Here is a 24614-nt window from a genome sequence, read left to right on the forward strand (position 1 = left end):
GCAGCGACCGAATGACTGTAGGCGGGGGTTTTCACTCCCGACCGCCCGCCTTACCACGTTCTGGGAACGCCGACGAACCTGCAATCGCCCTCAAGGCCCGCCGATCCCGCCCGAGCCCCGACAGCGCATTGTGTCAAACTGTCAATTCTGTCGAAGGGGGTATCCCCCGCGCGCCGCCTGCCGTCAGAACGCGCTCGGGCCGCCGCCCACGAACGTCGTCCACTCGCCGCAGTCGTCGGCAATCGCCAGCGGCACCGTCACCGAGCCGCCAGCCGTCCGGATCACCGTGAGCGTCACACTCTGCGTCGCCGAGGTCGGCACGGCTGTTCCGCCGCCGGCCCCGAACGTCTGCCCCAGCACCGACACCTGGGCGTTCTGCGCCCCCACCACCCGAACGCTCCGGATGATGTTGCTCGCCGCGTAGGCCGGCCGCCCCACCTGCACCGTCACCTGGAGCCGGCCGCTGCCGAGCGGCTGCGTCTGCACCGTGGTCCTGGGGCGCGGCGAGCAGGTCGAGGTCGGCGGTGGCAGCGGGACCGTCTGGCTCCAGATGACCGGATCGTTCACCATCCAGTCGCCGCCCCACCAGCCATCGCCTCGAAAGTCGACCCGCGATGTCCCCGGCGGGACCGGCATCCAGTACGGCTTGAACAGCTCCTCGACGTTCTTCTCCACCGGCTTCATCTGCGCCAGCTGCCAGGACACCCCGCCGTCGAAGCTGACCTGGAGATTCGTGCCAATCCCAACAAATCGCAGGGAGCTGTTGAGCGGCGCAGACGGATTAAACTGGACATATCGTCGGCTGGTCCTGTCCACCCACGGCCGGTCGCCCTTGAGCATCACGAACGGCACAGCCTTGTCGATCTGCACATTGTCCCAGTGCCAGGTGTTCGGCGCGCAGGCCCCAGGGGCGCAGTCCTTGAACGGCGTATACGAGTGGTGCGCCAGTTGGAGCACCGCCCGATCCCATCCCAGATCCGGGAACGTCGCGTTGACCCACCAGCGGCCGTAGGTCGGCATGCCGAACTTCAGCGAGGTCCGGCTGATCCGCAGCTCGAACGGATCGCGGCGGACGGCGCTCGTCGTCAGGAAGCTCTCGTAGGACAGCCCGAAGTCGCTCGGCAGCTGCAGCGAGACGTGATTCTGGATCACACTGGCGTTGAAGGTGGTCCCGCCGTTGAAATTCGACATTTCGACGTGAACCCCTCGGCGTGGCTCGCCAGACCCGTCCGGGTACCACTCCTGCAGCGGCAGCGGCAGATGCTCATCCCACGGGGAGAGCCAGAAGCTCACCCAGTCTCGCGGCGCGCTGCGGAATGTCGTCATATCGAAGCGGATCACGGCCTCGCCGCCCGAGAAGTCCACCATCCGGTTCGGCGTCAGCACGATCAGCCCGTACGCATCGGCGTAGATCGCCGTCATGACGTGGCCGTTGCACTGGAAGACGGCGTCGGCGTAGGCCGAGATCTGGTGCGAGGCCGGCGCGCCAGCACAGTTGCTGCCGTGATGGGCGGCCATCGGCTGCAGCTGCTTCCACGTCTCGGCCTCCCGTGAGTGGACCAGCACGTCCCAGGTCGAGGGGTTGTACGGCTGCGGACTGGCCGGCGTGCCGTCGAACAGCTCGATCCAGCTGGTGGTCTGCGCCAGCGCCGGGCCGTCCGGCGAGGAGGTCAGCAGCGCCAGCACGCACAGGCCGGCGAGCAGGCCGGCCGCCCGCATCGCCCAGCGACGGGCACGCAGGAGCACGCCGGCCGGCGTGCCCGGGCCAGCCCACCCGCCCGGGCCGGCCTGGCGCGTCATCGGGCTGCCGCCGGCCGGCAGCGCGTCGATGGCCGCGCCAGCCGGAGCTGCCGAGCCACGCGCGGCCCCGCGGCGCATCGACGGAGGATCGAGCAAGCGCGCGCACCAGGACGGGGACGGGCAGCACAGCCCTCTGTACGAAGGGGAACATTTGTTCTATAGTAGGGGAAGCACGCGCGCGGGAGGCCTGTCCGATGCTCGCCACAATCGTTCACCGTGGCCTGACCGTCTGGGTTGACCCGGTCGGCAGGAGTGCGCGCGTCCAGGTGCACATGCCGGGGCGGCCCCAGGAGCACGTCGTCCTCGTCCAGCCGCGCGATGGCGGCTGGGCCGTCCAGGACGACCGCGAGGATGAGCCGATCTGGTTCGACGTGTTCGAGCAGGCGCTCGGGGAGGCGCTCGCCTGCAGCGCGCTGGCCCTGGAAGACCGTCTGCTGGGCGAGCTGCGGCCGGGGCGTGCGCTCTCCTCCGAGATGCTCCCGCCAACGCTCGGAGAATGGGAATAGACGGTCGTCGTGATCCTGCCTCGTCATGCCGCGTCCCTGCCTACCGGTGAGCCATCGGCCGGCCCTGAAAGCCAGAGTCGCCGATCCGTGACGTCCCGTCAACGATTTTGTCGGAGAACAGTAACGGAAGAGCAGCACAGAAGGAGCCGCGCGGCACACGGGCAGGGCCGAGCCGGTGCTGCGCCATGCTGGACATAACGGGTTTGCCATCCCGACCGCGGCGAGGAACACCCTCCCGTCCGTCATCCCGACCGCGGCGAGGCACGAGCGGAGTGGAGAGGGATCTTCTCCTTCTTGGCGTGAGGAAGATCTCTCGACTTCGCTCCGGATGCTTGCCCTGAGCTTGCCGAATGGGTCGCTTTGCTCAGGATGACAGGGGAAGCGTCGAGTAACCCGACCCGGTCGTTCACGACTGACGGGCCACTAGAGAAAGATCCCTCGACTGCGCTCGCAAGCTCGCTCCGCTCGGGATGACGGGGTGGGAAGTCGCAGCCTGGCTCTGAGCACCGCGAAACGATGGCCGCGCTCCCAGCGGGCAGTCCAGACCACCGCTCCTGGTTCTGCACGAGCGCCGGGCGGCGCCAGCCTGGGGTGGCGTCAGCCCAAGCTGGCGTCAGCCCGAGCTGGCGTCGTGCTCGTGCGGGCGCGTCCGCGTCTCGGGCTGCTGCTGCGGCTGCTGCGTGAGCGGCTCGAGCACGTCCAGGTACTGGCGGCCGAGGTCCGCGACGGCCGACAACTGGGCCGACAGCCGCTGCAGGGTGTCCGCCAGCGACTCCAGCAGGCGGGCTTGATCCGCCGAGAGCCGCCCGTCCTCCTGGGCCTTCGCAAGATCGGAGATCGCGCGCCACAACTGGAACCGGCGCATCGTCTCCGGGGTCAGCTCATCCGGGTACGAGGTTGAGGACCGCTCGCTCAGGGACATCGACGACTCCGCACCGCGAGACTTCTACATCATGGCGAGAGAGCCACGCTGCTGCTCGCATCTCTGTTCCCAAGTGTAGCCGCAAGGCCCGATCCGTCGCGAGCACCTCCGCATGAGAAACGGGAGACTTCCGGTTACCGACCGCTCCGGGCACGCCGACGCCGGCGCCGCTCCAGGCTGGCACATCCCGTGCATCTCAGCGGGCTACCCAGACCGCTCGCCGGTCACCGCATCCCACCTCGGAGACAGAACCATGGCAAACAGGTCAAGCAGGGCCACCAGGGCAAACAGGGCAAACAGGGCCACCGGCCACCTCGACCCCACGGCAGCGCTCGCGCGGAAGGCGAGCGAGGCCGAGCACCTTCGCGAGTTTATCGACCGCACGACCTTCTCCGGCGATCAGCGTGAAGCCAGCGGCGAGCTGAGCGCTGTCGATCAGCACCCGGCCGACAGCGCCGATCAGACGATGCAGCGCGAGGTGGACTACACCATCAAGGGCATCGTCGCCGACGAGGTGCAGCAAGTGCAGGCGGCGCTCAAGCGCCAGGCCGAGGGACGCTACGGCCTCTGCGAGAGCTGCGGCCAGGAGATCGACCCTGCCCGCCTGGCCGTCAGGCCGCACGCCACCCTGTGCATCGACTGTCAGCGCGTCGCAGACGGCGAGGTGCGAAGCTTCTGAGCCTCCCGGCCCCAGCCTACCTCACCCGGGCGCGGCGCGCACGCCGCGCAGGCTGGGCATGCGCGCCTACGGCGGGGGCAGGTGCTGGCCGGGGCGTATCTGTCCGCCGGTGCGGGTGCGCATCAGGTTCTGATAGGCCCGGATGTGGTTCTCCAGCGCCGTAAGGTCGGAGGCCGCCGCCGCGATCATCTCGCGAAGCTCTGGGGAGTCAACCCCGCCATCCAGCAGCAGCTCGATCACCCCGACGGGCATCGTCAGGCTGTTATTGAGGGTGTGCGCCAGCTCGCGGCCGGCAAACGCCGTCTCCTCGAGGGCGGCCTCGATCTCGGCAGCTCGCTGGCGCAGCGCCCGCGCCGCTCGCCAGCCGCCAATCAGCCCGCCCAGCACCTCGGCAAGCTGGAGCACCGTCGTTGGCTCGAGCGCGCGGCCCTTGCTGCTGCCGTCGAGCACCAGGAGCGCATCAGCTGCGCCGCCGCCCATCTCGCCGTCTGCCCCGCCGGCCAGCGGTACGACCAGCTCCCAGGCGAGCCCTGCCGCCTGCACGAAGCTCCAGTGCTCGGCGGCAAGCTCGCCCGTGGCGTGCTGGTACGGCATCAGCACGGGGTGACCTGCTTCCAGGAGCGGCTCGTAGATGCCCAGCTCAGGGGCAAAGTCCTGATGTGCGGCGGCGACCTTCTGCGCGAGCGGCCCGGCGCCAGGCAGGCCCCCGATACGCGTCAGCTGTTCTGAGGCGTCGGTGACGTAGAGCAGGCAGAGATCGCTCGCGGCCGGGACGAGAATCGGCCGGAGCACGGCCAGCAGCGTCTCGTCAGGGGCATCCGGCGCCAGCGCCCCCACGGCGCGCGCCACGGCGGCCAGCATGGCAAGCCCATCCTGGGCATGCACGGTCCCGGGCTGGAGGTGGGCAGGATCGTCTGGCGCCGTCGAGCCGAACATCTGTTACTCGTGTACGGATAGTATCACGCCACCGACGGAGGGATATCGAGAGACAGAAAGTTGCAGAGCAGTCAGGGGAAACGGTGACTTTCGGGACAGATGTCCCGGGCGCAGTAGGACAGGTGTCAGCGTGCATACGGGTGGCGATCCCCGATCATATTGGTGTCGGTGCGGTCGTGAGCCGCTCGGCCGTCCAACACCGACAACCCCACCCTCTCCACCAGGCCGGGGGAGGACGCCCGCCAGCGTCCTCCCCTTGTCTGTTAACTCATCTGTCAGGCCGCCTCTGAGGCCGTCTCTCAGGCCGAATGTTGCGGCGGCCCGCTCGCCGCGAGCGACCTTCCGTGCGCGGTGGCGCACGCCATCCTGGCGCAGGAGTCGCGCTACCTCCTGACGGCTCGGCTGCCGACCGCGCAGCGGCGCGGGCCAGCCGTCGACGCCGTCGGCGGCGCGTCAGCTCCCCACCGTTTCGGGCGGCGAGCGCCCTGGCAAGACGGCGCATTCTCACCGCCGAACCAGCCACCGCAAAATCCATCCCCTCGCAGGAATGCCTGCCGTTCCATCCATTGATCTCAGGTTTGCAAGACAGTGTGGTCGTCCCTCATCGGCGCCGCCCCTGTCACAAAGATGGCCGGCGAGGCGGTGGTCGTGCCGTGCGGCGGCAGGACGTGGCATGGTGTGCCGACCGGGGCAGCCAGGCAGCAGAACGGTTCGAATGCGGTGAGCGGGTGAACGTGGTGGGGGAAGACTGGCAGAGGCTGGCAGGGTCGGTGCTTGACGCGCTGCCCGAGCCCGTCCTCGTGTTCGACCTGGCTGGCAAGCGCTTTGTGCTGGCAAATCAGGCGGCCACGCACCTGCTTGGGTACGCGCAGGACGAGCTGCTGGAGCGCTCGCCCGTCGACGTGCTGGATGCCGCCGAGGCGGCGCGCTTTGCCCTGGCGCTCGAGCACGTCGCGCCGGGGACCGTCACCCGGCGCGAGTGGACGGCACGGACCAGCGATGGCCGCCTCTTGCCGGTGGGTGTCACGTCCGTCCCAGTCGTGCTGGCCGGCCGGGCGGTCATCGAGATGATCGTGCACGACCGCTCGGACGGCGCGCCGGATGCGGCCCAGGAACGGCTGCTGACCCTCGCGCACGACCGGCTGGCGGCGACCGTGGACCGCGATGAGACGATCGCGGCGATCACGGCGCTGCTGGTACCGGAACTCGCGGATCGCTGCACGATCGACCTCGTGGACGAGGACGGACAGCAGGCGCGGGTGGCCGACACGGGCCAGGAAACGGCCGGCGTCGGGGTGGACGCAGGCTCGGTCGGCCCTGTTACAGCCGAAGGCCCAGGCGGCGCCGACCCGGCCGTGCGGGAGTTCAGGCTGCGCGCGCATGGCCGCGAGCTTGGCGTTCTGACGCTCTCGCTCGCCGCGCCGCGCCGCTGGACCGCCGATGCATGCTCGGTGGCGACCGCGCTTGCCCGGCGGGCCGCTCAGGCGTTGAACACCGCGCGCCTCTGGCGCACAGCTCAGCGTGAGCTGGAGCATCGCGCAGCCATGCACCGCATCACCAGGGCGTTTGCGGACAGCGACCCCGGCAGCGACCGTGCCATGGAGGTCATGCTCCAGGAAGCGCTGAGCCTGCTCGGGGGGGACCATGGCGGCATCGCGCTGTGGGATGCCGGACACGGGCGCCTGATCCAGGTCTACAGCAACACCGGCCGCTCAAACGGCGTTCTTGTTGGCCTGGACGACAGCCTGAGCGGCGCGGCGGCGCGCACCAAGCATGCCATCATCTCGAACGCCTACCAGGAGGAGTACGGGAAGGCCACCCCGGCCGGCAAGTTCGGCGCGCGGGCCAGCATCGCCGCGCCGCTCCTGCACGAGGGGCGGCTGATCGGCGTGCTCTCGGTGGGTACCCGGCGCGAAGGCAAGCGGTTCACCCGGGCGGACGCCGAGGCGCTCGATCTGCTGGCGGGCATGGCCGCTGCGATGTTGGGCACCCTGGAGCGGGCGCAGCTCCAGGCGGTGACGCTTGCTGCGCGCGAGCTGGCGCACCGCCTGAACAACGATCTCGCCCTGGCGGTCGGCACCATCGACCTGCTGCGCGGCGAGCCGTCGTTGCCGGCCGACCTCCACGAGATGGTCGAAGAGGCCGAGGTCGGGCTGCGGCGCATCGCCGAGCAGCTTCGGCAGCTCCAGCAGCTCGTCCGCTTCCAGACCCGCGAGACGCCCGTCGGGCCGGCGCTGGATCTGGACCGCTCGACCGCGCCTGAGGAGCTCCGGCCAGGCTGACCCCGGGGGCGGCCGCTCCCCGAGCCGCTCAGGGCGAACGCAGACGCCGCCCCTGTGCCCCGCTGGAGGCGTCGCTCTACTCCAGCGGCGTCAGGCGCGCCGCGATCCCGGCGATGCGCTCAGCCGCCACCACGTTCTCCTGCGCGATGCTCGTGCCGTACAGGTCGGCCACCGGGCCGACCAGCACCAGCGTGTAGGTCGAGTCACGGGGGGCGTCGTACCACGTCAGCGACCAGTAGTGGCCGCCGCAGCACACCACGTGCTCGACGACGGCCTCGGAGTCGCCGACCTGCACCCCACGGAACAGCTCCGAGGCCAGCGGCGCACCATCCTGCCCGGCCACGTTCTCCGTGCAGTACGGCGCATCCGCCGGGCACCGCCGGAAGCTCCGACTGGCCATGGCCGAGAGCGTCTGATCCAGCTCGTCACGACCAATCGTTCCGCCCACCTGCGCGCTGCCGGTCCCACCAGCCCGGTCGCGGTACTGCACGAGATAGCGCCCCCGCACGACGGACGTCGAGCCGGGACGCGGCCGGTTCAGCTCCACGCGCCACGGCTCCAGCGTGGCGAACGGCTCAAGCTCCGGTGGCGGCAGCAGCACGACGCCCGGGAACGTCCGCAGCTCAGTGAAGAGGTCTGCTGCGCGCGTCGCCCCGGCCGGGCCACCCAGGCCGCCGAGCAGGACCGCGCAGGCCAGCACCAGGGCCGTCAGCAGCCGACGGACGGGCAGCCGTGCCCCGAACAACGCATGGCGAGCAAGCGTGACACGCATGGCGAACCCCACAATTGCAACAGTGAAGCAACGTCCGCGACGCTGAGGAGTGTAACGGGTAGGGCGGTGGCGGGTCGTGGGCTTGCGACCGATGGGCTGCGACCGATGCCCCATAACCCCTGCCGAGCGAGTACACTGGCCGCGAGAGCAGTGGGTCTGCTCAGTGGGTCTACTCACCGGTACGGAGGCAGGAGCGGTGACAGCTGACGAGGCAGGCGCAGCGCCCGGTGGGGCTGCCCCCGAGAATCTCGCGTCCGTGCCTGTGTCCACGCCTGCGTCCACGCCTGTGCCTGCGTCCGTGCCTCCTCCCACGCCCGTGCCTGCACCCACATCCGCACCCGCGTCCGCGCCAGCCTCCACCCCGCTCCCGCGCCGCCGAGCGCGGCGGGCCGCGCCCGGCGAGGTCGTTGCCCCGGTGGCGGACGCCGACGAGCCGACCCTCGATGCCGCCAATGCCTCGACGGGCCTGCTGCTGCGCCTGGGCGCGCGGCGCGCCGCCGACTTCCTGGCCGCGGCGCTGGCCCCCCTCAAGCTGCACACCCGCCACTACGGCATCCTGCTCACGTTGGCCGAGCAGGGGCCGTCCTCACAGAGCAGCCTGGGGCGACGCCTCGACATCGACCGGACCACCATGGTGGCCGCCGTCGACGAGCTGGAGCGGCAGGGCTACGTCGCCCGCAAGCCACACCCCGACGACCGCCGTGCCAACCGCGTCGAGCTGACCGGGCGCGGTCGCGGCCGGCTGGTCCGCGCGACGGGCGCGGTGGCCGCCGCCGAGAGCCGGCTGCTGGCCAGCTTCAGCGCAGGGGAGATCCAGACCCTGCGCGACCTGCTGACCCGCCTGGCCGGTCATACGGCCGGCTCACGCTGAGGCCCGCCAGCCACAGCCCGTAGCGCGTGTCTGCCCCACCCGTACGCCTCGGGCAGACCGCGCTTCCTCGGTCTGCGAGAGTACACTGTTGCGACACGTTCCACGCGGCGATGCTCGGCTGTTCACTGCCTGCGTATGAATCGCCCATGGTCCAACTATTTCACAACCACTTTTTTGCATCTCTTTGTGAAATACACCCCACAGATGGGCTATGATGCACCTGATTTCGCCACAAAGTGGGCTACATCCCCCGGCCAATGGCGCCCGGCCAGCTTTTTCCAAGAGGTAGTGTGAGCCGCGCGGTCTTTCCGGCCTCACCGCAGTCCAACGAGCGTCCGACCTGGGCCATCCTGATCGCCCTGGGCGCTGTTGTCCTGTTCGCGTCGGTGGTGCTCGGCGACATCGGCAGCCGGCACGTGCGTATCGTCGCCAACGACCTCGGCAGTGTGCTGGCCGGGCTGGTCGCGGCAGGGCTGGCGCTCCGTGCCGCTCGCGCACAGACGTTGCGGACCTTGCGCCTCTCGTGGCTCTGTTTCGCGGGGGCCTTCGCCGCCTGGAGCCTCGGCGACGTGCTCTGGGCCGTCACCGAGCTGGTCTACGGCCGGACGCCGGGCGGCCCGGGCCTGGAGGATCTGGCGTATCTCGCGACCCTGCCCCTCGCGATAGCTGGCACCTTGCTGCGGCCGTCGCTCCAGCCGAGCCTGCTCTCGCGCCGGACGATGCTGGCGGATATGGGCATTGCCGCTGCCGCCCTCCTGGCCGTCTGCTGGGCACTGGTCGTCGGCCCGCTGCTGGCGTGGGCCAGTCTGGGCAGCGGCATCCAACTCGTCACCTTCGGGTACCCTGTCGCCGACCTTGTCATCCTGGGCTGCCTCGTCATCGCGATCCTGCGCGAGCCAGAGGGCGGCCCGGCCACGATCCCGCTGGCGTTGGCCCTGGCCGTCCTGACGGCTGGCGACTTGCTCTACGCCGTCCTGGTGGTACGCGGCGCGTATGTCACGGGCCACCCCGTAGACGTGGTCTGGTTCGCCGCGCTGGCACTGTTCGCGCTGGCAGCCTCGTGCGAGAGCCGTGACATCTCCGACGCCATCCGCCACACGTCGCGCCGACGCCGCCTCGGGCCGCGCCTGCCGTCAGTACGCACGCCCGGCCCGTTCGCCGCTCGGAAGGGGCCGCTCTGGCGACTGGCCCTCCCAACGGTCCTGGTGATGCTGGCGAGCATCGTCGTGGCGATGGCGTCGCTCCAGCGTGGGACGGCCGCCATCGGCCTGCCGGTGCTGTTCCTAGCGCTCGCGTGGCTCCTCCTGTTCCTCCGGGTGCTGCTCGGCCTGCAGCGGGCAACGGACCGCCAGCAGCGCGAGCGCCGGCTCCGCGTCGGGCACGCCAGCTCGTTCCGGCGCGAGCAGCAGCGTCGCCAGCAGCTCGAAGCGATCCGCGACGTGACCACCGAGCTGACGCGCGAGCTCGATCTGACGGCCTTGCTCTCGCTGATTACCCGGCGCACGGCAGGCCTTGTCGATGCGCCCATCGGCACGGTGCTCCTCTGGGAAGCACACGCCGAGCGGCTGATCCCACGGGCGTGGCACGGTCTGGACGACTGGTTTGCCGACATCCACTTTGCCAGCGGTGAAGGGGCTGTCGGACGCGCCATCGAGCTGCAACGTGGCGTCATCGTCAACAACTACCCGACCGCCCGCGAGCGGTCCCGAGTGCTGCTGGAGCAAACCTCGATCGAGGCCGCGATCGCCGCGCCGATCATCTCCCAGGGCCGGCTGCTGGGCGTCATCGGGGCGGCCGATGGACGGGCTGGCCGGACCTTTGACGACAACGACCTGAAGCTGCTGGAGCTGTTTGCCGATCAGGCAGCCGTGGCCATCGAGCACGCCCGCCTCGTCGATGAAGCGGCCGGCGTCGAGGCTCTCCGCGAGCTCTCGCGGCTCAAGACGGAGCTGCTGTCAACCGTCTCCCACGAGCTGCGGACGCCCCTCACGCTGATCCACGGCTACGCCGAGCTGCTCCAGGCGCGTGCCAGGACGCTGAGTCCGGACGACGTCAGGATGATGGCCGACGAGGTGCTGCTCGGCTCGCGGACGATGATCCGGCTGGTCGATGACCTGCTGGACTTCACGCGGTTGGAGAGCACTCGCCTGAACCTCGTGCGGGCACGGGTCGATCTGGCGGAGCTGGTGCGGCGGCACGTCAAGGCCTGGCAGCATCAGGCGGGCGGCGAGCGGCTGCGCGTCGAGACGGAAGGCGCGCCCGAGACCCACGCCGACCTGACGCGGCTCGACCAGGTCATTCGAAACCTCGTGTCGAACGCGCTGCACCACGCCCCCAGCGGTCCCGTCGTCGTGCGGGCCGGCCACGATCCCGGCTGGGCCTGGCTGGAGGTCGAGGATGCGGGGCCGGGCATCCCAGACGACGAGCTGCCGCGCATCTGGGACTCGTTCTTCCGTGGCGAGCGCGCCCGCAACTCACCCAACCGAGGCAGCGGTCTGGGCCTCTCGGTGGTGCGGCAGCTCGTGGAGCTGCACCAGGGGAAGATCGACGTCCGCAGCACGCTCGGCCAGGGTACGACGTTCCGCGTCTGGCTGCCGAGCGCCCCACCGAACGGCACGGTCCTGCCCGACACGTCCGGCCTGGCGCTCCTGGCGGCGACGGACATGCTGCGGACCGTGAAGCACGCCGACGAATCTAGCGGCTGACGCCCCGCCGTCGCTGACGCCCCGCCGTCGCTGACGCCCCGCCGTCGCTGACGCCCCGCCGTCGGGGCCACCATGCAATCGCCATGCAATCGCCATGCAATCGCCCAGTGTACGGCTCCACCCGGCGAACCGGTACCATTCGACTGCCTGAGCGTTCGGCAGCGTTGCCGGCCAGCCCCGACCCCCGTGCAGATCGCTGCCCGCACCCTCTGAGGGAGGCCCCACCCGCCCATGTCTACCGGCCGCTCGTTTGGTGACCTGAACCCGCCGACTCGCCTCCTGCTCGGATCTGGCCCCAGCAACCCGGAGCCGCGCGTCCTGCGGGCGCTCGGCATGCCGCTGATCGGCCAGTTCGACCCCGCCTTCACGGCGATCATGGACGAGGTCTCCGAGCTGTCGCGCAGGGTCTTCCGCACCGAGAACCGGCAGGCGTTCCCGGTCTCGGGGTCGTCACGGTCGGGTCTGGAGGCGGCGATTGCCAGCCTCGTGGAGCCGGGCGACCGGGTGGTCGTGGGCAACTTCGGGCGGTTCGGCGACCTGTTCTGTGAGATCGCACGGCGGTACGGGGCCGAGGTGGTGGACGTGCGGACGCCCTGGGGGCAGATCGTCGAGCCGGACGCCGTCATCCGCGAGCTGCGGGCCGCCCGCACGAAGCTGGTGGCCATCGTCCACGCCGACACCTCGACCGGCGTCGCGCAGCCGCTGGCCGAGATCGGCGCGGCCTGCCGCGAGCACGACGCCCTGCTGGTGGTGGACGCCGTCCTGAGCCTCGGCGGCTGCCGGGTCGAGACGGACGCCTGGAACGTGGACGTGGCGATCTCGGGCCTGCAAAAGTGCCTGGGCGGCCCGAGCGGCATGGCCCCGCTGACCTACAACGCCCGCGCCGAAGCGGCGATGCAGGCTCGCACGGGCGCCCCGGCCACGAACTACCTGGACCTGCTCCAGTTGCAGGCGTACTGGGGACCGGATCGGCTGAACCACCACACCGCGCCGACGAGCATGGTCTACGCCCTGCGCGAGGCCCTGCGAATCATCGACGAAGAAGGGCTGGAGCCGCGCTGGGAGCGTCACCGCCGGGTGAACGGCGCGCTGGTCGCCGGCCTGGAGGCGATGGGGCTGAGCCTGTTCGGGGACCGCGCCTACAAGGCCCCGATGATCGCGCTGGTGACGGTGCCGGACGGCATCGACGAGGCCGGCGTGCGCCAGCAGCTGCTGGAGGAGCACGGCATCGAGATCATGGCGGCCTTCGGGGAGCTGAACGGGAAGGTCTGGCGCATCGGGCTGATGGGCTACAACGCGCGGTTCGAGAACGCCATCCGCGTGCTCGGAGCGCTTGAGCAGGTGCTGGTCGGCCGCGGCTTCCGCCTGCCGACGGGCGCTGGCGTCGCGGCGGCGCGCGCAGCAGCCCAGGAGGCAGCGGCCCTGCCCGCGTAGGCCGCGCGGGACAGCGCGGTCCCGGCGACGAGTGCCCGCCGGCCCCCGCCGGCATGGTCCCTGCTGAGACTGACGGTGGTGTCGTTGTAGCGCGTGTGTCGAAAACCCGCCGCCTCGTTCGACGTTCTTGATGAGCGCCGACTGTTCGCCTTGAAGGCCGACGAGTGTGGCGCGGCACAACATCCCCACCGGGAGGGCGTAGCCCCATGCGAATGATCTTTGTGAACCTGCCCGTGAAGAACCTGACGGCGTCGCGGGACTTCTTCGACGCGCTGGGCTTCAGCTTCAATCCGGAGTACTCCAACGAGAAGGCCGCCTGCATGATCGTGGACGAGAACATCTTCGTCATGCTGCTGACCGAGCCGTTCTTTCAGGGCTTCATCAACGGCGAGATCGCCGACGCGACGAAGACGACTGAGGTGTTGACGTGCCTCTCGGCCAGCAGCCCCGAGGAGGTCGACAGCCTGATCTCGAAGGCGCTGGCGGCCGGCGGCAAGCCCTGGAAGCCGACCTCCGCGCAGGGACCGATGTACGGGGGCAGCTTCCAGGATCTCGACGGGCACGTGTGGGAGCTGATGCACATGGCGCAAGCCGAGTAGGCGGTAGACGGAGTCGGGCGAGCCCTTCACCTTGCTCGCGGGCTCGCTTCCCTCAGCGCACCCGGGCGAACTTCTGGAACGTGTGGCAGTCGGCCGGAGTATCGCCCCGGCTGACGCCGAAGGTGTAGGTCACTTCCCCGACGTACAGGCTGCCCGCGCTGTCGAGCGCCAGGCTGTGCGGCGCGCAGAGCAGCCCGGGATCGCAGCGGTTCGGGCCGCCCCAGCGCGAGAGGACGCTGCCGTCCGGGGCCAGCACGCTGATGCGGGCCGGCGCGTCCACCTCGTTACGGCCCAGCCGCTGCGACACCTCCCCGACCCGCCGCCACAGCTCGGCCACGTAGACCACGCCATCAGCATCGATCTGGAGCTGCGTCGGCCGCTGGGTGTCCAGCCACTCGGCCAGGAAGTCGCCGTCTGCCGTGAAGATCTGGATGCGGTCGTTCTCGCGGTCGGCCACGAAGACGCGCCCATCCGGATGGACCGCGATGCCGTGGGGCAGGTTGAACTGCCCCGGCCCGAGGCCCGGCTCGCCCCAGGACTGCTTGAGCGTGCCGTCAGCCGCGAACCGGTGCACCCGCGCATTCCCGTAGCCGTCGGAGACGTAGAAGTCAGCGCCCGCGCCGCCCGGCGCAAACGCGAGATTCGTCGGGCGGTTGAATGGCGGCCCACCGCGCTCGATCGAGTCGAGGAGCGTCGAGCCGGAGATGCCCGGCTGTGGCCCGATGTAGCCGGTGTCGGATGGCTCGCCCTCATGCCCGAGCGTCAGCAGCACCTCACCGTCTGGCGTGAACTTCTTGACGGTGTGGTTGCCGTCGTCCACGCACCAGACCGCGCCATCTGGCCCGATGGTGATGCCGTGTGCGCTGCCATGCGGCCGGTCCTGAAAACGGCCTTCGCCCCAGGAGCGGATGAAGCGGCCGTCACGGTCGTAGACGATGACGCGCGGCGTGCCGCGGGTGTAGAGGTAGACGCGGTCCTCGGCGTCCGTGGCCACGCCGGCCACGTCGGCGTGCGTCCACCCGCCCGGCAGCTGCTCCCAGCCCTCAACAACGGTGTAGCGGTAGGCACCCTGCCCGAACGTCTGCCCGGTCGCTGTCATAGCCCTGGCCTCCCACCTGCGACGGTACCCGCCGCCGGGCGCAGATGCAAGGATGACGACAGCCTGTGTGACCTTACCCCGGTCCCCCGGGAGACCTCACCCCCGACGCTGCACGGCGCAACTATCGACTGCGTCGACATCCCTCTCCGACGCGGAGAGGGGGAGGCTCAATACGGCTCCCCCTCTCCGCGTCGCAGCGGGGTGGGGGTGAGGGAGCCCCCGTGACGGCGGTCAGCAACGCCTTGACCTCGGCGGCCACGTCGGCGGACATCGGGCTGGCGGCGGCACGCTCCAGGTCGGCGAGGGCGGCCGGGCGATCCGAGGCCGCCCGCAGCTCGGCGCGCGCCAGCAGGGCCGGGGCCAGCTCCAGCGTGTCGTCCATGCCCTCGGCCAGCGCCACGGCGCGCTCGACGAGCGGCCCGCCATCGTCAGGCTGCCCCCGGCTGACCAGGAACCGCCCCAGGCGCCCGAGCGCAGCCACGGTCCGAATCCCGGGGTCCATCTGCTCGGCAATGTCGGCGGCTTCCCGGTAGAGAGCCTCGGCACGGTCCCAGATCCCCAGCCGCTCGTGGAGCAGCCCCAGGCCCAGCAGGCTGTCGATCGTGCTGACCCGATGTCCGACGCGCCGCTGCACCTCCAGCGCCCGCTCGTAGCAGACCAGGGCGTCCGGCAGCCGTCCCTGCGCTGCCAGCACCGCCCCGAGGGCCGCGTTGCACTCGGCGGCGTGGCGGTCGCCCACTTCAAGGGCCAGCACCCGCCCGCGTTCGGCCCACTTGTAGGCCGGCTCCAGGTCGCCTTCGGCCAGGAGGATGCGGCTCATACGCTGGCAGGCCAGGACCGTTCGCCGCTCGCCGGCGGCGTCGCGGTAGAAGGCCGCCGCCTGCTGGATGTGCGTGCGCGCCTCCGCGAACCGCCCCGCGAGGTAGAGCTGCGTCCCGTAGTTCTCGTGGGCCGTGGCGATCTGGAGCTTGTTGCCGCCAAGCTGCACCGCCGCCAGCGCTCGCTCGTACTGGACGGTGGCGGCGGCGGACTGCCCGCTCCACATCTGGGCGAGCGCCATCATGCAGTTGCCTCGGAAGCGCAGGAGCGGATCGTCCGTCCGCTCGCCGGCGTCGAGGATGTGGCGGCCGGCCGCCAGGGCATCGGCAAACCGCCCCTGCACGAGGTACGGGAACGCCTGGTCGTAGCGCAGCGCGAGCAGCATGCTGGCAGCCTGCGGCTCGTCGGCGACCGGCGCGAGGGCGGCCATCGCGTCGTCGTAGGCGGCCAGGGCGCTCGGCATGTCGACGACCTGTTCCAACCCCCGCCCGATGGCCCCGTAGGCCCGCGAGCGACGATACGGATCGTCGGTCAGGTCGAGCACCTGCCGGAACGTGCGGATCGCGTCCTGCCAGAGGCCCAGGTCGTGCTCGGCCATGCCGCGCCCCTGGAGCACGTCGATCTCGACGGCCGCATCGGGCGGGCTGCCCTGCCGCCGACGCAGGGTGAGCAGATCGTGAGCGCGGGTGAAGTGACGCAACGCCTCGCGATGCGCGGAGAGGCCGGCCGCCCGCCGTCCGGCCACCACGCCGAACCGCAGGGCCTTCTCGGCCGTCGGCGCGACGCTCGCCGCCTCGGCGAAGTGATGCGCCAGCTCGGCGGCTCGCTCGTCAGCCCGCGCGCCGGCTGCCGCTTCGATGGCCGTGCCGGCCCGAGCGTGGAACGTTGCCCGGCGTGGCCCGCTCAAACGGTGGTACAGCGCCTCGCGGATCATGGCGTGGGCGAAGCGGTAGCCGGCGGCCGTCTCCCGGACCAGCTGGGCCGAGATGGCGTCGTCCAGAACGGCCAGCACCTGGGTGCTGTCGTCAGGGGCCAGCGCGGCCAGCAGCGTCGGCAGGTCGAACGCCTGCCCGAGCACGGCGGCCATCGCCAGCGTCTCGCGGCCGCCGGGCGGGACGCGGTCAAAGCGGCGCTCGATGACGCTCTCGACGACGGGCGGCAGGGCTGGCAACTGGCCGCGCGCACCCGCCACAACGTACCAGACGCCGCCCCGCTCCTCGATACGCTCCTCCTCGCGCAGGGCCAGCGCAAGCTGCTCGGTGAACAGGGGGTTGCCCTCCGTCACCCCGAAGAGGGCGTCAGCCAGAGGCTCGCTGGCGGCGCCCTTGAGCCGCGCCGCGATCAGCGTGCGGGTATCTTCGCGGCTCAGCGGCGGCAGACGCAGCTCCTGGGCGCTGCCGCTCCGACGGAGGCCGCTCAGGAGTCGGTCGAGCGGCCGGCCGGCCTGGACGTCCTCCGGCCGGAACGTGCCGACCAGCACCAGCCGCAGCCGGCGGGTCTGACGCGCGAGGTACTGGAGCACCTCCAGGGTTGCGCCGTCGGCCGCGTGGAGGTCTTCCAGGCAGAGCAGCGTCGGCGTCCGCATCGCCAGCACGCGCATGCAGCCGTGAACGGCGGCGAGCAGGCGGCTCGGCTCGGAGGTGGTGGAGACGGCATCCAGGCGAGCCTCACCCAGGTGGTAGCGCAGCTCGGGGACGATGGGCACGAGGTCGGTGGCGAGATGCCCAAGCTCGGCGTGCAGGTGCTCGGGGGGCTGGGCCAGCAGGTAGTCGCAGAGGGCGTCACGGATCGGGGCGTAGGGCGAGGGCGTCTCGCGGTCGAAGCTGCCGCCGGCCAGGCAGAGGTAGCCCATCGCGCGGGCCTCGGCCACGATCAGCCCGGCCAGGGCGCTCTTGCCGGCCCCGGCCGGCGCGCCGATCAGCAGGGTCTGCCCCTCGGCCAACCCGGCCTGGAGCGTCTGGCGGGTCACGGTCAGCGCATCCTCACGCCCGAGCAACGCGCCGGGCGAGGGGAAGGGGTAGGTTGGGGCGTAGGTGGACGGGTCGGGGAGGACCGGCCAGGAGGTCGGCCCGCCGAGCGGCGGCGATGGATTGCCCGGTGACGCGGGCGCCACGCCAGCCGGCGACGGTGCGGCGCCGGCGCCTGACGGCAGCACGGCAGGTGGCGCGTTGGGTGGCACGCCAGGAGACGCGGGCGTTGTGCCGGGCGCCGGCGGGCCGGCCGGCCGGGTTGCCCCCGGCCTCGGCTCGGCTGCGCCGCTCGCGATGCGCTGGCGCACGGCCTGGGTCTCGTCGGCGGGAGCGACCTGCACATCGCGCTGCAACGCCTCTTCGAGCCGCTGGTAGACCTTCAGCGCCTCGGCCCGCCGACCGTGGCGGGCCTGGAGCAGCATCAGCTCGCGGGCGGCGCGCTCGTCAGAAGGATCGGCGTCGAGCAGTCGCTGGAGGGCGGCTTCGGCTGCCTGGATCTCGCCGCGCCCCTCGCGGCGGCCGGCCAGTTCGAGCTGCAACGTCACCCAGAGGCGCTTCAGCTCCGCGCGGCGGGGGGCGGCCCAATCGTGGTACACGTCGTCGGGGAGGAAGTCGCCGAGGTAGAGGCGGTCGGCCGCCTCCAGCAGCGGGACGGGGTCGGCGGCGTGGCGAGCCTCCGCCAGCAGCCGCTCGAACTCGTCGGCGTCCACCCAGACGGGCGGCTCAGCCCGCACGCTGACCACCTCGGGCGTGTGCTGGAGGACGCTGTCGCGGGCGTCGACGTCTGGCTCCAGCAGGTCGCGGAGCCGCTTGACCGCCGTGCGAAAGGTGGTCAGCACCGCGCCGCGCGGGGAGTCCGGCCAGAACAGCTCGTGGGCCTGGTCACGCGGGAGGCGGCGGCCGGGCCGGGCGAGCAGGCACTTGAACAGCTGCAGCCCCTTGTTCAGGCCCGGCGCGGCGGCCAGGTCAACCAGATCGCCGCCGCGCTCGACGGCGAACTGCCCGAGCATCCGGACGCGGAACGGCTGCGGCTCGGAGCCGGCCCGCTGGCGAGGCGCGGCGGTGCGGGCGCGCCGTGACGGCGTGTCCGAGGCCACGCTGGCGGCCGGACCAGCAGCAGGCGTCAGGTCGGTCGGACGGGCGCTCCCGGCCGGCCCGCCCGGCCGGCTGCTCTCGGATGACCCGCCGGCAGAGGCTGGGAGGCTGGCCGCCTCGACCCGGTAGACCACGGCCGGCGCGGAGCTGTCGCGCCGGTCGAGCCGCCCGATAGGGCGCAGGCGCAGCTCGGGCGGGCCGGCCCCGCCCAGGAGCGCGACGAAGGCCGCCGAGGCCAGGATCTGCCCGGGCGGGCAGACGCGGAGCAACTGGCGCAGGTAGGCGCGGGCAGCATCGGCGTCGGGGCCGCCGTCCTCGTCGCGGCCGGCGGACGGCCCCGCGCTGGCGGACGGCCCCGCGCTGGCGTGCAGCGCCACGCGAAGGCCCGGCCACCGCGCGTCCTGGCTGGCCGCCACGATACCGACCGCGGCGGCTGCCGCGCCGGCGGGCCGGGCAAACATGGCCCAGAGGCCGCCGTCTCTGGTCTGCACGATCTGACCACCGTGCCTGTGCACCACGTCCCGCAGGGCGGCCCAGGAGGGGTGGGTATCATGGGAGTCGGCAGGGGCGGGGCTGGCCAGGACACATCCTGCCGGGGCAGAGCTGGGCAGGCCGGCCTGCTGACGGTCCACGGCAGCCGCCAGGAGTGCCACGCCTCCAGCAGACTGCTCGACCACGTCAGACCCCTTCTCCGAACTCTGGGTCGTCTCTCGTGCGGACGACCGTCACACAGGCACGTACGGAACTGCGAGCGGCGGGCCACGTCGGGCCTGGATGATCCCGCCCAGTTTCGCCCTGTCCGGGGCCATGATAGCACCGTCTCTCGGATGGCGGCTGGCGGGAGCAGCGGTCAGGACACGCGCGTCATATCGCTTTTCCGTGAGGTACAGCTCTGACATGCTCGCGCACGTGTGGGGAACGCTTGCGTCACGAGAGGAGAACGAGGACGGCCGACCCTGTCGCCAACGGAACGAGCGGCTCGCGGGGGCGTGGCGAGCACCAGCGTGCGGGGAGTGTGGACCGACGGCGAGATCGTGGACGTGACGGGCGTGGGCATCGTGCAGGGCACGGACGGCGCGAGCCGGCTGATCCTGCAGCCAGGGCAGGTGACGATGACGTGCCGGTAGCGCCCGAGAGGCGGGCGCGGGCGGCGCGGGCGTCGTCCCCCTGGGAGAGCGGACGAAATGCCCGCGCTCGCAGGGGGCGTCAGTAGCCGCGTTCCCAGTCCACCAGGTTCAGCAGCGGCTCGCCGGCCAGCGCGCGGCGCAGGTTCTCGCGGAAGATCACGAGCGGGCCGGCCGGCGGCTCCTCGGTCATCCCTGACGTGTGCGGCGTCAGGATGACGTTCTCGAACTGGAGCAGGGCCTCCGGCGGGCCATGCTCGAACTCACCCTCGTAGACGTCCGCCCCGAAGCCGCCGACCTGACCCGAGCGCAGGGCGTCGGCCAACGCGGCCTCGTCGATCAGCTCGCCACGCGCGATGTTCAGCACGAACGCTCCCCGCTTGAGGGCGGCGAACGCCTCGGCGTTCATCAGGTGGTGCGTCTCGGCGGTCAGCTGCGAGCAGACCACCACGACATCGCTCTGGGCCAGCACGGCGTGCAGCTGGCTCGGCCGGTACAGCTCCTCGACGTGCGGCGTCGGCTCGCCCGAGCGGCGGGTACCGATGACCCGCATCCCGAGGGCGCTCGCCAGCCGCGCCACCTGCTGTCCGATGCCGCCCAGCCCGACGACGGCCAGCGTCTTCCCGGCCACGCCTTTCGCCGTGAACGCCTGCCGGTCCAACTGGCCGGCCGTGCGCTGGCTGAACGCGCGCGGCAGCTCCTTGAACAGGGCGAGGCAGACGGTGATGGCCCACTCGGCGATGGCGAGGGTGCTGCCCGCGCCACGGCCACTGCTGACGGGGACCGAGCCGCCCCAGAGGTCGCTGTTGTGCAGGTTGGAGACGCCGGCCGGGATCTGGTGCACGAAGCGGAGCCTGGGGGCGCGGCCGGCCAGGGTGAGCGGCGGCGGGAAGGTGATCAGCACGGCCTCGGCATCTGCGAGCAGGGCGTCGCGCTCGCGGCGCAGGTCGGGCGGATCGGGGAGATCCCAGAAGCGGCGCGGCAGGTACGATTCGGCGGTCTGACGAGGCCAATCAGCGACCAGCTCGCGCCCGAACGGCTCCCAGGCGTCCACCACCACGAGGCGGGGATCGACGGCGCGGATCTCCTGGACGCGCCCCTCGCTGAGCGGCGCGATCAGCACGACTTTCATGCCCCGGTCCCCCTGTCTCGAAGTCAGCCGCGAACTGGGAAGATGGTAGCGGTCCGGAATATCCCCTGCTGCCCGCCCGTTCGGAAGCCCTGAGAGACTCGGGCACGCCGCCTGCACACCGGGCGGCGAGGGAGTGGCGAGCAGCATGGATGTCTACGAGGCGATTCGGACCGTCCTGGCCGTCAGGCAGTTCCAGGACAAGCCCGTCCCGGCCGAGATCATCGGCAAGATCGTGGAGTCGGCGCGGCTGACCTCCAGCTCGCGGAACGGCCAGCCCTGGCACTTCATCGTGGTCGAGAACCGGGCCACCCTCCGCAAGCTCGGGGAGATCGCCACGACCGGGCCGTACACCGCCGACGCCGCCTTTGCCGTCGTCGTCGCCTACGAGAAGGCCAGCGAGTTCGGCGTCTCGGACGCCAGCATGGCCGTCCACTCGATGATGCTGACCGGCTGGGGCGAGGGCGTCGGCTCGAACTGGGTCGGGTTCGCCAACCGCTTCGCCGCGCTGCACGATCTGCTCGGCCTGCCGGAGACCTATGACGTGCTGGCGATTCTGCCGTTCGGCTACCCCGTCAAGGAGATCGGGAAGGGCAAGAAGCGGCGCAAGGAGCTGGGCGAGGTGGCCTCGCGCGAGCGGTTCGGGCAGCCATTCGCCTGAAGGGAGCACCATGCCCGTCGCGACCTGGTGGCGGGGCGACCCGCTGCCAGCCCTCCCGGGCCTGCCCGGCCTGACGACGCGGCCGGTGGCCGATCCCGCCGAGGCCGGCACGCTGACCGGGTTGCCGCCGGCCGAGGTGGCCCGGCGCTGGGCGGACGGCAACACGCTCCACGGCGCGTTCCTCCACGAGCAGGCGGCCGGCTACGGCTGGCTTGCCCGCACGGCCGGCCGCATCGACGAGCTGTGGCTGGCCTGGAGCATCCCGCCCGGCGAGGCCTATCTCTGGGACTTCGTCACGCGGCCGGAGGCTCGCGGACGCGGCGTCTACCCGCTGCTGCTCCAGGCGATGTTGGCCACCGAGGCCAGCATCAGCCGCTTCTGGATCGGGTACGAAGGGCACAACCGGGCGTCGGCGCGTGGCATCGAGAAGGCCGGGTTCCAGGTCGTCGGCGATCTCGCCGTGCACGCTGGCCGCCTGGAGGGCGTCACGCTGGCGGATGGTGGTCCGCGCGGGGCAGCATTCGCGCGGCTCTTCCCAACACTGCCGGTGCTCGCGCCATGACAGAGTCCCGGAACCCCTCTGGAGGGCGCGTAACCCCATGCCCGTGAAGCTCGTGCAGATGCCGCCGGAGCTGGTCCGCATCGACGAGGTCGATATCGTGGCAGGCGGCTACGCGCCGAGCCTGCTGGCGGCCTACCAGGCGTACCTGCCGATGGTGCTGGAGGACCGACAGGGCGTGGCGATCCTGGCGTCGGCCGAGGCCGGCGGCCTGCCGATGCTGATGCTGCTGGCCCGGCGGGTCGGCGCGGCCCTGCGCGACGAGAACATCCAGGTGCGCGACGCCGGCGGCGACATGCGAGGCGGCAAGAAACGATTGTGTTACGTCCCGGGGACGGTGCTGGACGACGCCTACGAGGAACAGGACGCTCAACAGGCCCTCGCGACGGAGGCCGCCTGCTTCGTGCAGGAGCTGGAGACGGTCTGGGCAGGGCGAGTGCCGGAGTCGGCCACGCTGACCCCCTCCAGGTTCCTGAGCCTCCTGGATCAGCGACGTGCAGCCGGCCTGCCGACCTTCGTCCAGGCCGATCCCGCCCGGCTTCCGGAGGCGGCGCTGCACGGGCTGCGGTCGCGGCTGCGGGCGATCGAGCCGGCCTGAACGCGCCCAGGCGCTCCCACCGGTGGCCGTGCGCGTGATGCGAACGTGATGCCGGAGTCCGCAGATTCACCAGGATCGCGCCCGTATTGAGTCGGGATTGAGCGCGAGTTGAGCCGGGCCGACTAGAGTGCCAGCGTAGGGCAGGCGTCGCCGCGTCGTCGCGGATCGTCTGCCGTCCGCCCAAGCATTCGCGCACTGCGCCCCGGAGTTCCATCCTGCACTCGTCAGGCGAGCCGTCCAGAGGCATGGTCGCAGTTTCGTGCGCCCTGATCTCCGCGCGGCCATTTCACTCGGGACGGCGCCGTCCCGACGCTCCGAACACGGCAGCGAAGTATCACTGGCGTTGGCCGCGCTCCCGCACGCCGGCCATCCCCCCGCACCAGTGAGGCGCGCTGCCGTTTGCGGATCGGAGGCCTGCCCCGCCTCCGATCCGCGCCCTTGCTCACCGCCCCACTATCCGCCGCATATGCCCCAACGAGCAGCGACCACGCTCGCCACGCCAAAGCACGCCCGTGCGCTGCACCGCCGACAATTCACATCCCACTCGGGAGGACACTCATGGCCATGCCGGCATCGCCCACCCGCGTGGCGGCCAGCTCCACCGCCACCACGACCCGCCCCACACGTTCCCGGGCGTCCGGCCGTGCTGCCCGCGCCGACATCCTGACCGTCAGCATCATCATGCCGACGTACCGTCGGGGACATACCATCCAGCGGACCGTTCGGCAGATCCTGGCGCAGAGCTACCCACACTGGGAGCTGATCGTCGTCAACAACTCGCGGTCCGGCGACTACCACTTCGCCGATCCGCGCGTGCACGTCTACCGGCACGCCTCGCACGCCAGCGTCAGCTACGCCCGCAATGAGGGGCTGGCCTACGCCACCGGCGACATCGTCTGCTTCTTCGACGACGACGACGACATGTTCCCGACGTACCTCGAGCGGATCGTGGAGGCGTTCGCGGACAATCCCGAGGCCAGCGTGGTCCGCTGCGGCATGCTCCGCGAGGGTGGCAAGACGACGTTCTCCTACGCCGCGCCGCTGGTGGGCCTGCGCCGCTCGCTGGCCGTGCCCACCTGGACCGAGACGATGGACCAGGCCGAGCGCTACTTCGGCGAGATCATCGAGCAGCACGGCCTCTCCGAGGAGCGCGGCGACATCATCGTGGTGCCCGAGCTGCTAGTGCGGGCGCACGCCGACCCGAAGGGCGGGCTGCGGAACGGCCGGCCGTAGGCAGCCTCACGTCGGAGGGGTTGCCAGCGCGGCTCCTGGCACGCAACAGCCCCCGCGCCCGAATCATGGGCGCGGGGGCTGTTCGTTTGGGGCCGCGGAAGCTGCGCGACGGCCCGCGACGAAGCCACCCCATGGACCATGTTCATACGCTGGTCAGACGCTGCTTGTGATTGGCGTGGCCTGATCGAGATCAGGTCGCCGTGGACCCTTGTGAACCGTAGATTGATTCGTATCAGCTCACCTGCACATGACGGCGGGGATACTCGACTCGAAGACGCCGCATGTCATACCAATCCCGTTTGGCGCTGCCGCATTTCCCGGACGCCTCACACCGGCCCCCGGAGGGCCCAGGAGGCGTGGATGCTTTAGGAGGCTGAGCCTTCGTAGGGATTCACGACACGGCCACCCGAGCTTGGTGTCAGCCGTGCCGGCAAGGTGAGCAGATACGATTCTAGAATGCAGACGCGCCGCCTCCAACAAAGGTCCTCCAAGGGGCCGAGCAGTGGTCGATCACATCCAGAGGGACCGTCACGGCACCTGGAGCAACACGACGAACATAGAACGTGGTCGAACTCTTGGTCTGCTACGCTTAGTGATGAGCAGCCAACTGTTTGACCAGACGAACTAGTGGGCAGGAAAAACGCTATCTCTTGATTTACAGTATCCCAAGCAGTGTCGTTCACTAGTTGATTTTCAAGCTCACTGGCGTAGGCATTCTCGACGCTAGCATTAGGCCTATAACTAATACACGTTAGCTCAGGAAGCGCCGAGCGATGCATAGTTACAAGATGATGGACAGGAATTCTGTAGTGTGATGCGTC

The 24614-nt window shown here is 70.8% G+C and carries 19 protein-coding genes; 12 read left to right on the forward strand and 7 right to left on the reverse strand.

Annotation, left to right across the window (positions count from 1 at the left end):
• Nucleotides 1–183: 183 nt before the first annotated feature.
• Nucleotides 184–1896: a hypothetical protein gene (locus IT306_20285; protein ID MCC7370771.1), complete on the reverse strand. Its 1713-nt coding sequence runs from the start codon at nucleotides 1894–1896 to the stop codon at nucleotides 184–186.
• A gap of 98 nt (nucleotides 1897–1994) precedes the next feature.
• On the opposite strand from IT306_20285, the gene IT306_20290 reads away from it, so the two are divergent.
• Entirely contained in the window at nucleotides 1995–2306 is a 312-nt protein-coding gene (locus IT306_20290) for a hypothetical protein (GenBank protein MCC7370772.1), read from the forward strand.
• Between the two features lie 613 nt (nucleotides 2307–2919).
• Here IT306_20290 and IT306_20295 read toward each other — a convergent pair.
• Nucleotides 2920–3228, reverse strand: a complete 309-nt coding sequence (locus IT306_20295; protein ID MCC7370773.1) for a hypothetical protein — start codon at nucleotides 3226–3228, stop codon at nucleotides 2920–2922.
• A gap of 253 nt (nucleotides 3229–3481) precedes the next feature.
• On the opposite strand from IT306_20295, the gene IT306_20300 reads away from it, so the two are divergent.
• A complete protein-coding gene (locus tag IT306_20300) occupies nucleotides 3482–3907 on the forward strand; it encodes a TraR/DksA C4-type zinc finger protein (GenBank protein ID MCC7370774.1) in 426 nt (141 codons plus the stop codon).
• Nucleotides 3908–3973: 66 nt separating this feature from the next.
• Here IT306_20300 and IT306_20305 read toward each other — a convergent pair whose 3' ends face one another.
• Nucleotides 3974–4843 (reverse strand): hypothetical protein, encoded by an 870-nt coding sequence (locus IT306_20305; protein ID MCC7370775.1) that lies wholly within the window; start codon nucleotides 4841–4843, stop codon nucleotides 3974–3976.
• A 770-nt stretch (nucleotides 4844–5613) separates the two neighbouring features.
• On the opposite strand from IT306_20305, the gene IT306_20310 reads away from it, so the two are divergent.
• Nucleotides 5614–7125, forward strand: coding sequence for a GAF domain-containing protein (locus tag IT306_20310; protein MCC7370776.1), 1512 nt, complete (start codon nucleotides 5614–5616; stop codon nucleotides 7123–7125).
• A 76-nt stretch (nucleotides 7126–7201) separates the two neighbouring features.
• Here IT306_20310 and IT306_20315 read toward each other — a convergent pair whose 3' ends face one another.
• A complete protein-coding gene (locus IT306_20315) occupies nucleotides 7202–7897 on the reverse strand; it encodes a hypothetical protein (GenBank protein MCC7370777.1) in 696 nt (231 codons plus the stop codon).
• 415 nt (nucleotides 7898–8312) lie between these two features.
• Between IT306_20315 and IT306_20320 the strand changes: the two genes are divergently transcribed.
• From IT306_20320 to IT306_20335, 4 genes are all read left to right on the forward strand, one after another.
• The gene (locus IT306_20320; GenBank protein ID MCC7370778.1) at nucleotides 8313–8768 is read left to right on the forward strand and encodes a MarR family transcriptional regulator; all 456 of its coding nucleotides are present in this window, start codon (nucleotides 8313–8315) and stop codon (nucleotides 8766–8768) included.
• A gap of 290 nt (nucleotides 8769–9058) precedes the next feature.
• Nucleotides 9059–11473, forward strand: a complete 2415-nt coding sequence (locus IT306_20325; GenBank protein ID MCC7370779.1) for a GAF domain-containing sensor histidine kinase — start codon at nucleotides 9059–9061, stop codon at nucleotides 11471–11473.
• A gap of 231 nt (nucleotides 11474–11704) precedes the next feature.
• Complete coding sequence (locus IT306_20330) at nucleotides 11705–12907, forward strand: alanine--glyoxylate aminotransferase family protein (GenBank protein MCC7370780.1); 1203 nt, start codon at nucleotides 11705–11707, stop codon at nucleotides 12905–12907.
• 206 nt (nucleotides 12908–13113) lie between these two features.
• Nucleotides 13114–13506 (forward strand): VOC family protein, encoded by a 393-nt coding sequence (locus tag IT306_20335; protein MCC7370781.1) that lies wholly within the window; start codon nucleotides 13114–13116, stop codon nucleotides 13504–13506.
• Between the two features lie 52 nt (nucleotides 13507–13558).
• On the opposite strand, the gene IT306_20340 is transcribed toward IT306_20335, so the two are convergent.
• Both IT306_20340 and IT306_20345 read right to left on the reverse strand, forming a co-directional pair.
• The gene (locus IT306_20340; protein ID MCC7370782.1) at nucleotides 13559–14605 is read right to left on the reverse strand and encodes a hypothetical protein; all 1047 of its coding nucleotides are present in this window, start codon (nucleotides 14603–14605) and stop codon (nucleotides 13559–13561) included.
• Nucleotides 14606–14726: 121 nt separating this feature from the next.
• Nucleotides 14727–18980 carry a tetratricopeptide repeat protein gene (locus tag IT306_20345; GenBank protein ID MCC7370783.1) on the reverse strand — a complete coding sequence of 1418 codons (4254 nt, stop codon included), beginning with the start codon at nucleotides 18978–18980 and terminating at the stop codon, nucleotides 14727–14729.
• Nucleotides 18981–19478: 498 nt separating this feature from the next.
• On the opposite strand from IT306_20345, the gene IT306_20350 reads away from it, so the two are divergent.
• Nucleotides 19479–19616 carry a hypothetical protein gene (locus IT306_20350; protein MCC7370784.1) on the forward strand — a complete coding sequence of 46 codons (138 nt, stop codon included), beginning with the start codon at nucleotides 19479–19481 and terminating at the stop codon, nucleotides 19614–19616.
• Between the two features lie 79 nt (nucleotides 19617–19695).
• Here IT306_20350 and IT306_20355 read toward each other — a convergent pair whose 3' ends face one another.
• The gene (locus IT306_20355) at nucleotides 19696–20745 is read right to left on the reverse strand and encodes a D-2-hydroxyacid dehydrogenase (GenBank protein MCC7370785.1); all 1050 of its coding nucleotides are present in this window, start codon (nucleotides 20743–20745) and stop codon (nucleotides 19696–19698) included.
• Nucleotides 20746–20890: 145 nt separating this feature from the next.
• On the opposite strand from IT306_20355, the gene IT306_20360 reads away from it, so the two are divergent.
• From IT306_20360 to IT306_20375, 4 genes are all read left to right on the forward strand, one after another.
• Nucleotides 20891–21403, forward strand: a complete 513-nt coding sequence (locus IT306_20360) for a nitroreductase family protein (protein ID MCC7370786.1) — start codon at nucleotides 20891–20893, stop codon at nucleotides 21401–21403.
• Nucleotides 21404–21413: 10 nt separating this feature from the next.
• The gene (locus IT306_20365) at nucleotides 21414–21965 is read left to right on the forward strand and encodes a GNAT family N-acetyltransferase (protein ID MCC7370787.1); all 552 of its coding nucleotides are present in this window, start codon (nucleotides 21414–21416) and stop codon (nucleotides 21963–21965) included.
• A gap of 37 nt (nucleotides 21966–22002) precedes the next feature.
• Nucleotides 22003–22560 carry a hypothetical protein gene (locus IT306_20370; protein ID MCC7370788.1) on the forward strand — a complete coding sequence of 186 codons (558 nt, stop codon included), beginning with the start codon at nucleotides 22003–22005 and terminating at the stop codon, nucleotides 22558–22560.
• 558 nt (nucleotides 22561–23118) lie between these two features.
• Nucleotides 23119–23793: a glycosyltransferase family 2 protein gene (locus tag IT306_20375; GenBank protein MCC7370789.1), complete on the forward strand. Its 675-nt coding sequence runs from the start codon at nucleotides 23119–23121 to the stop codon at nucleotides 23791–23793.
• The last annotated feature ends 821 nt before the right edge of the window (nucleotides 23794–24614 follow it).

It is taken from the genome of Chloroflexota bacterium (assembly GCA_020850535.1).
Lineage (GTDB): Bacteria > Chloroflexota > UBA6077 > UBA6077 > JACCZL01 > JADZEM01.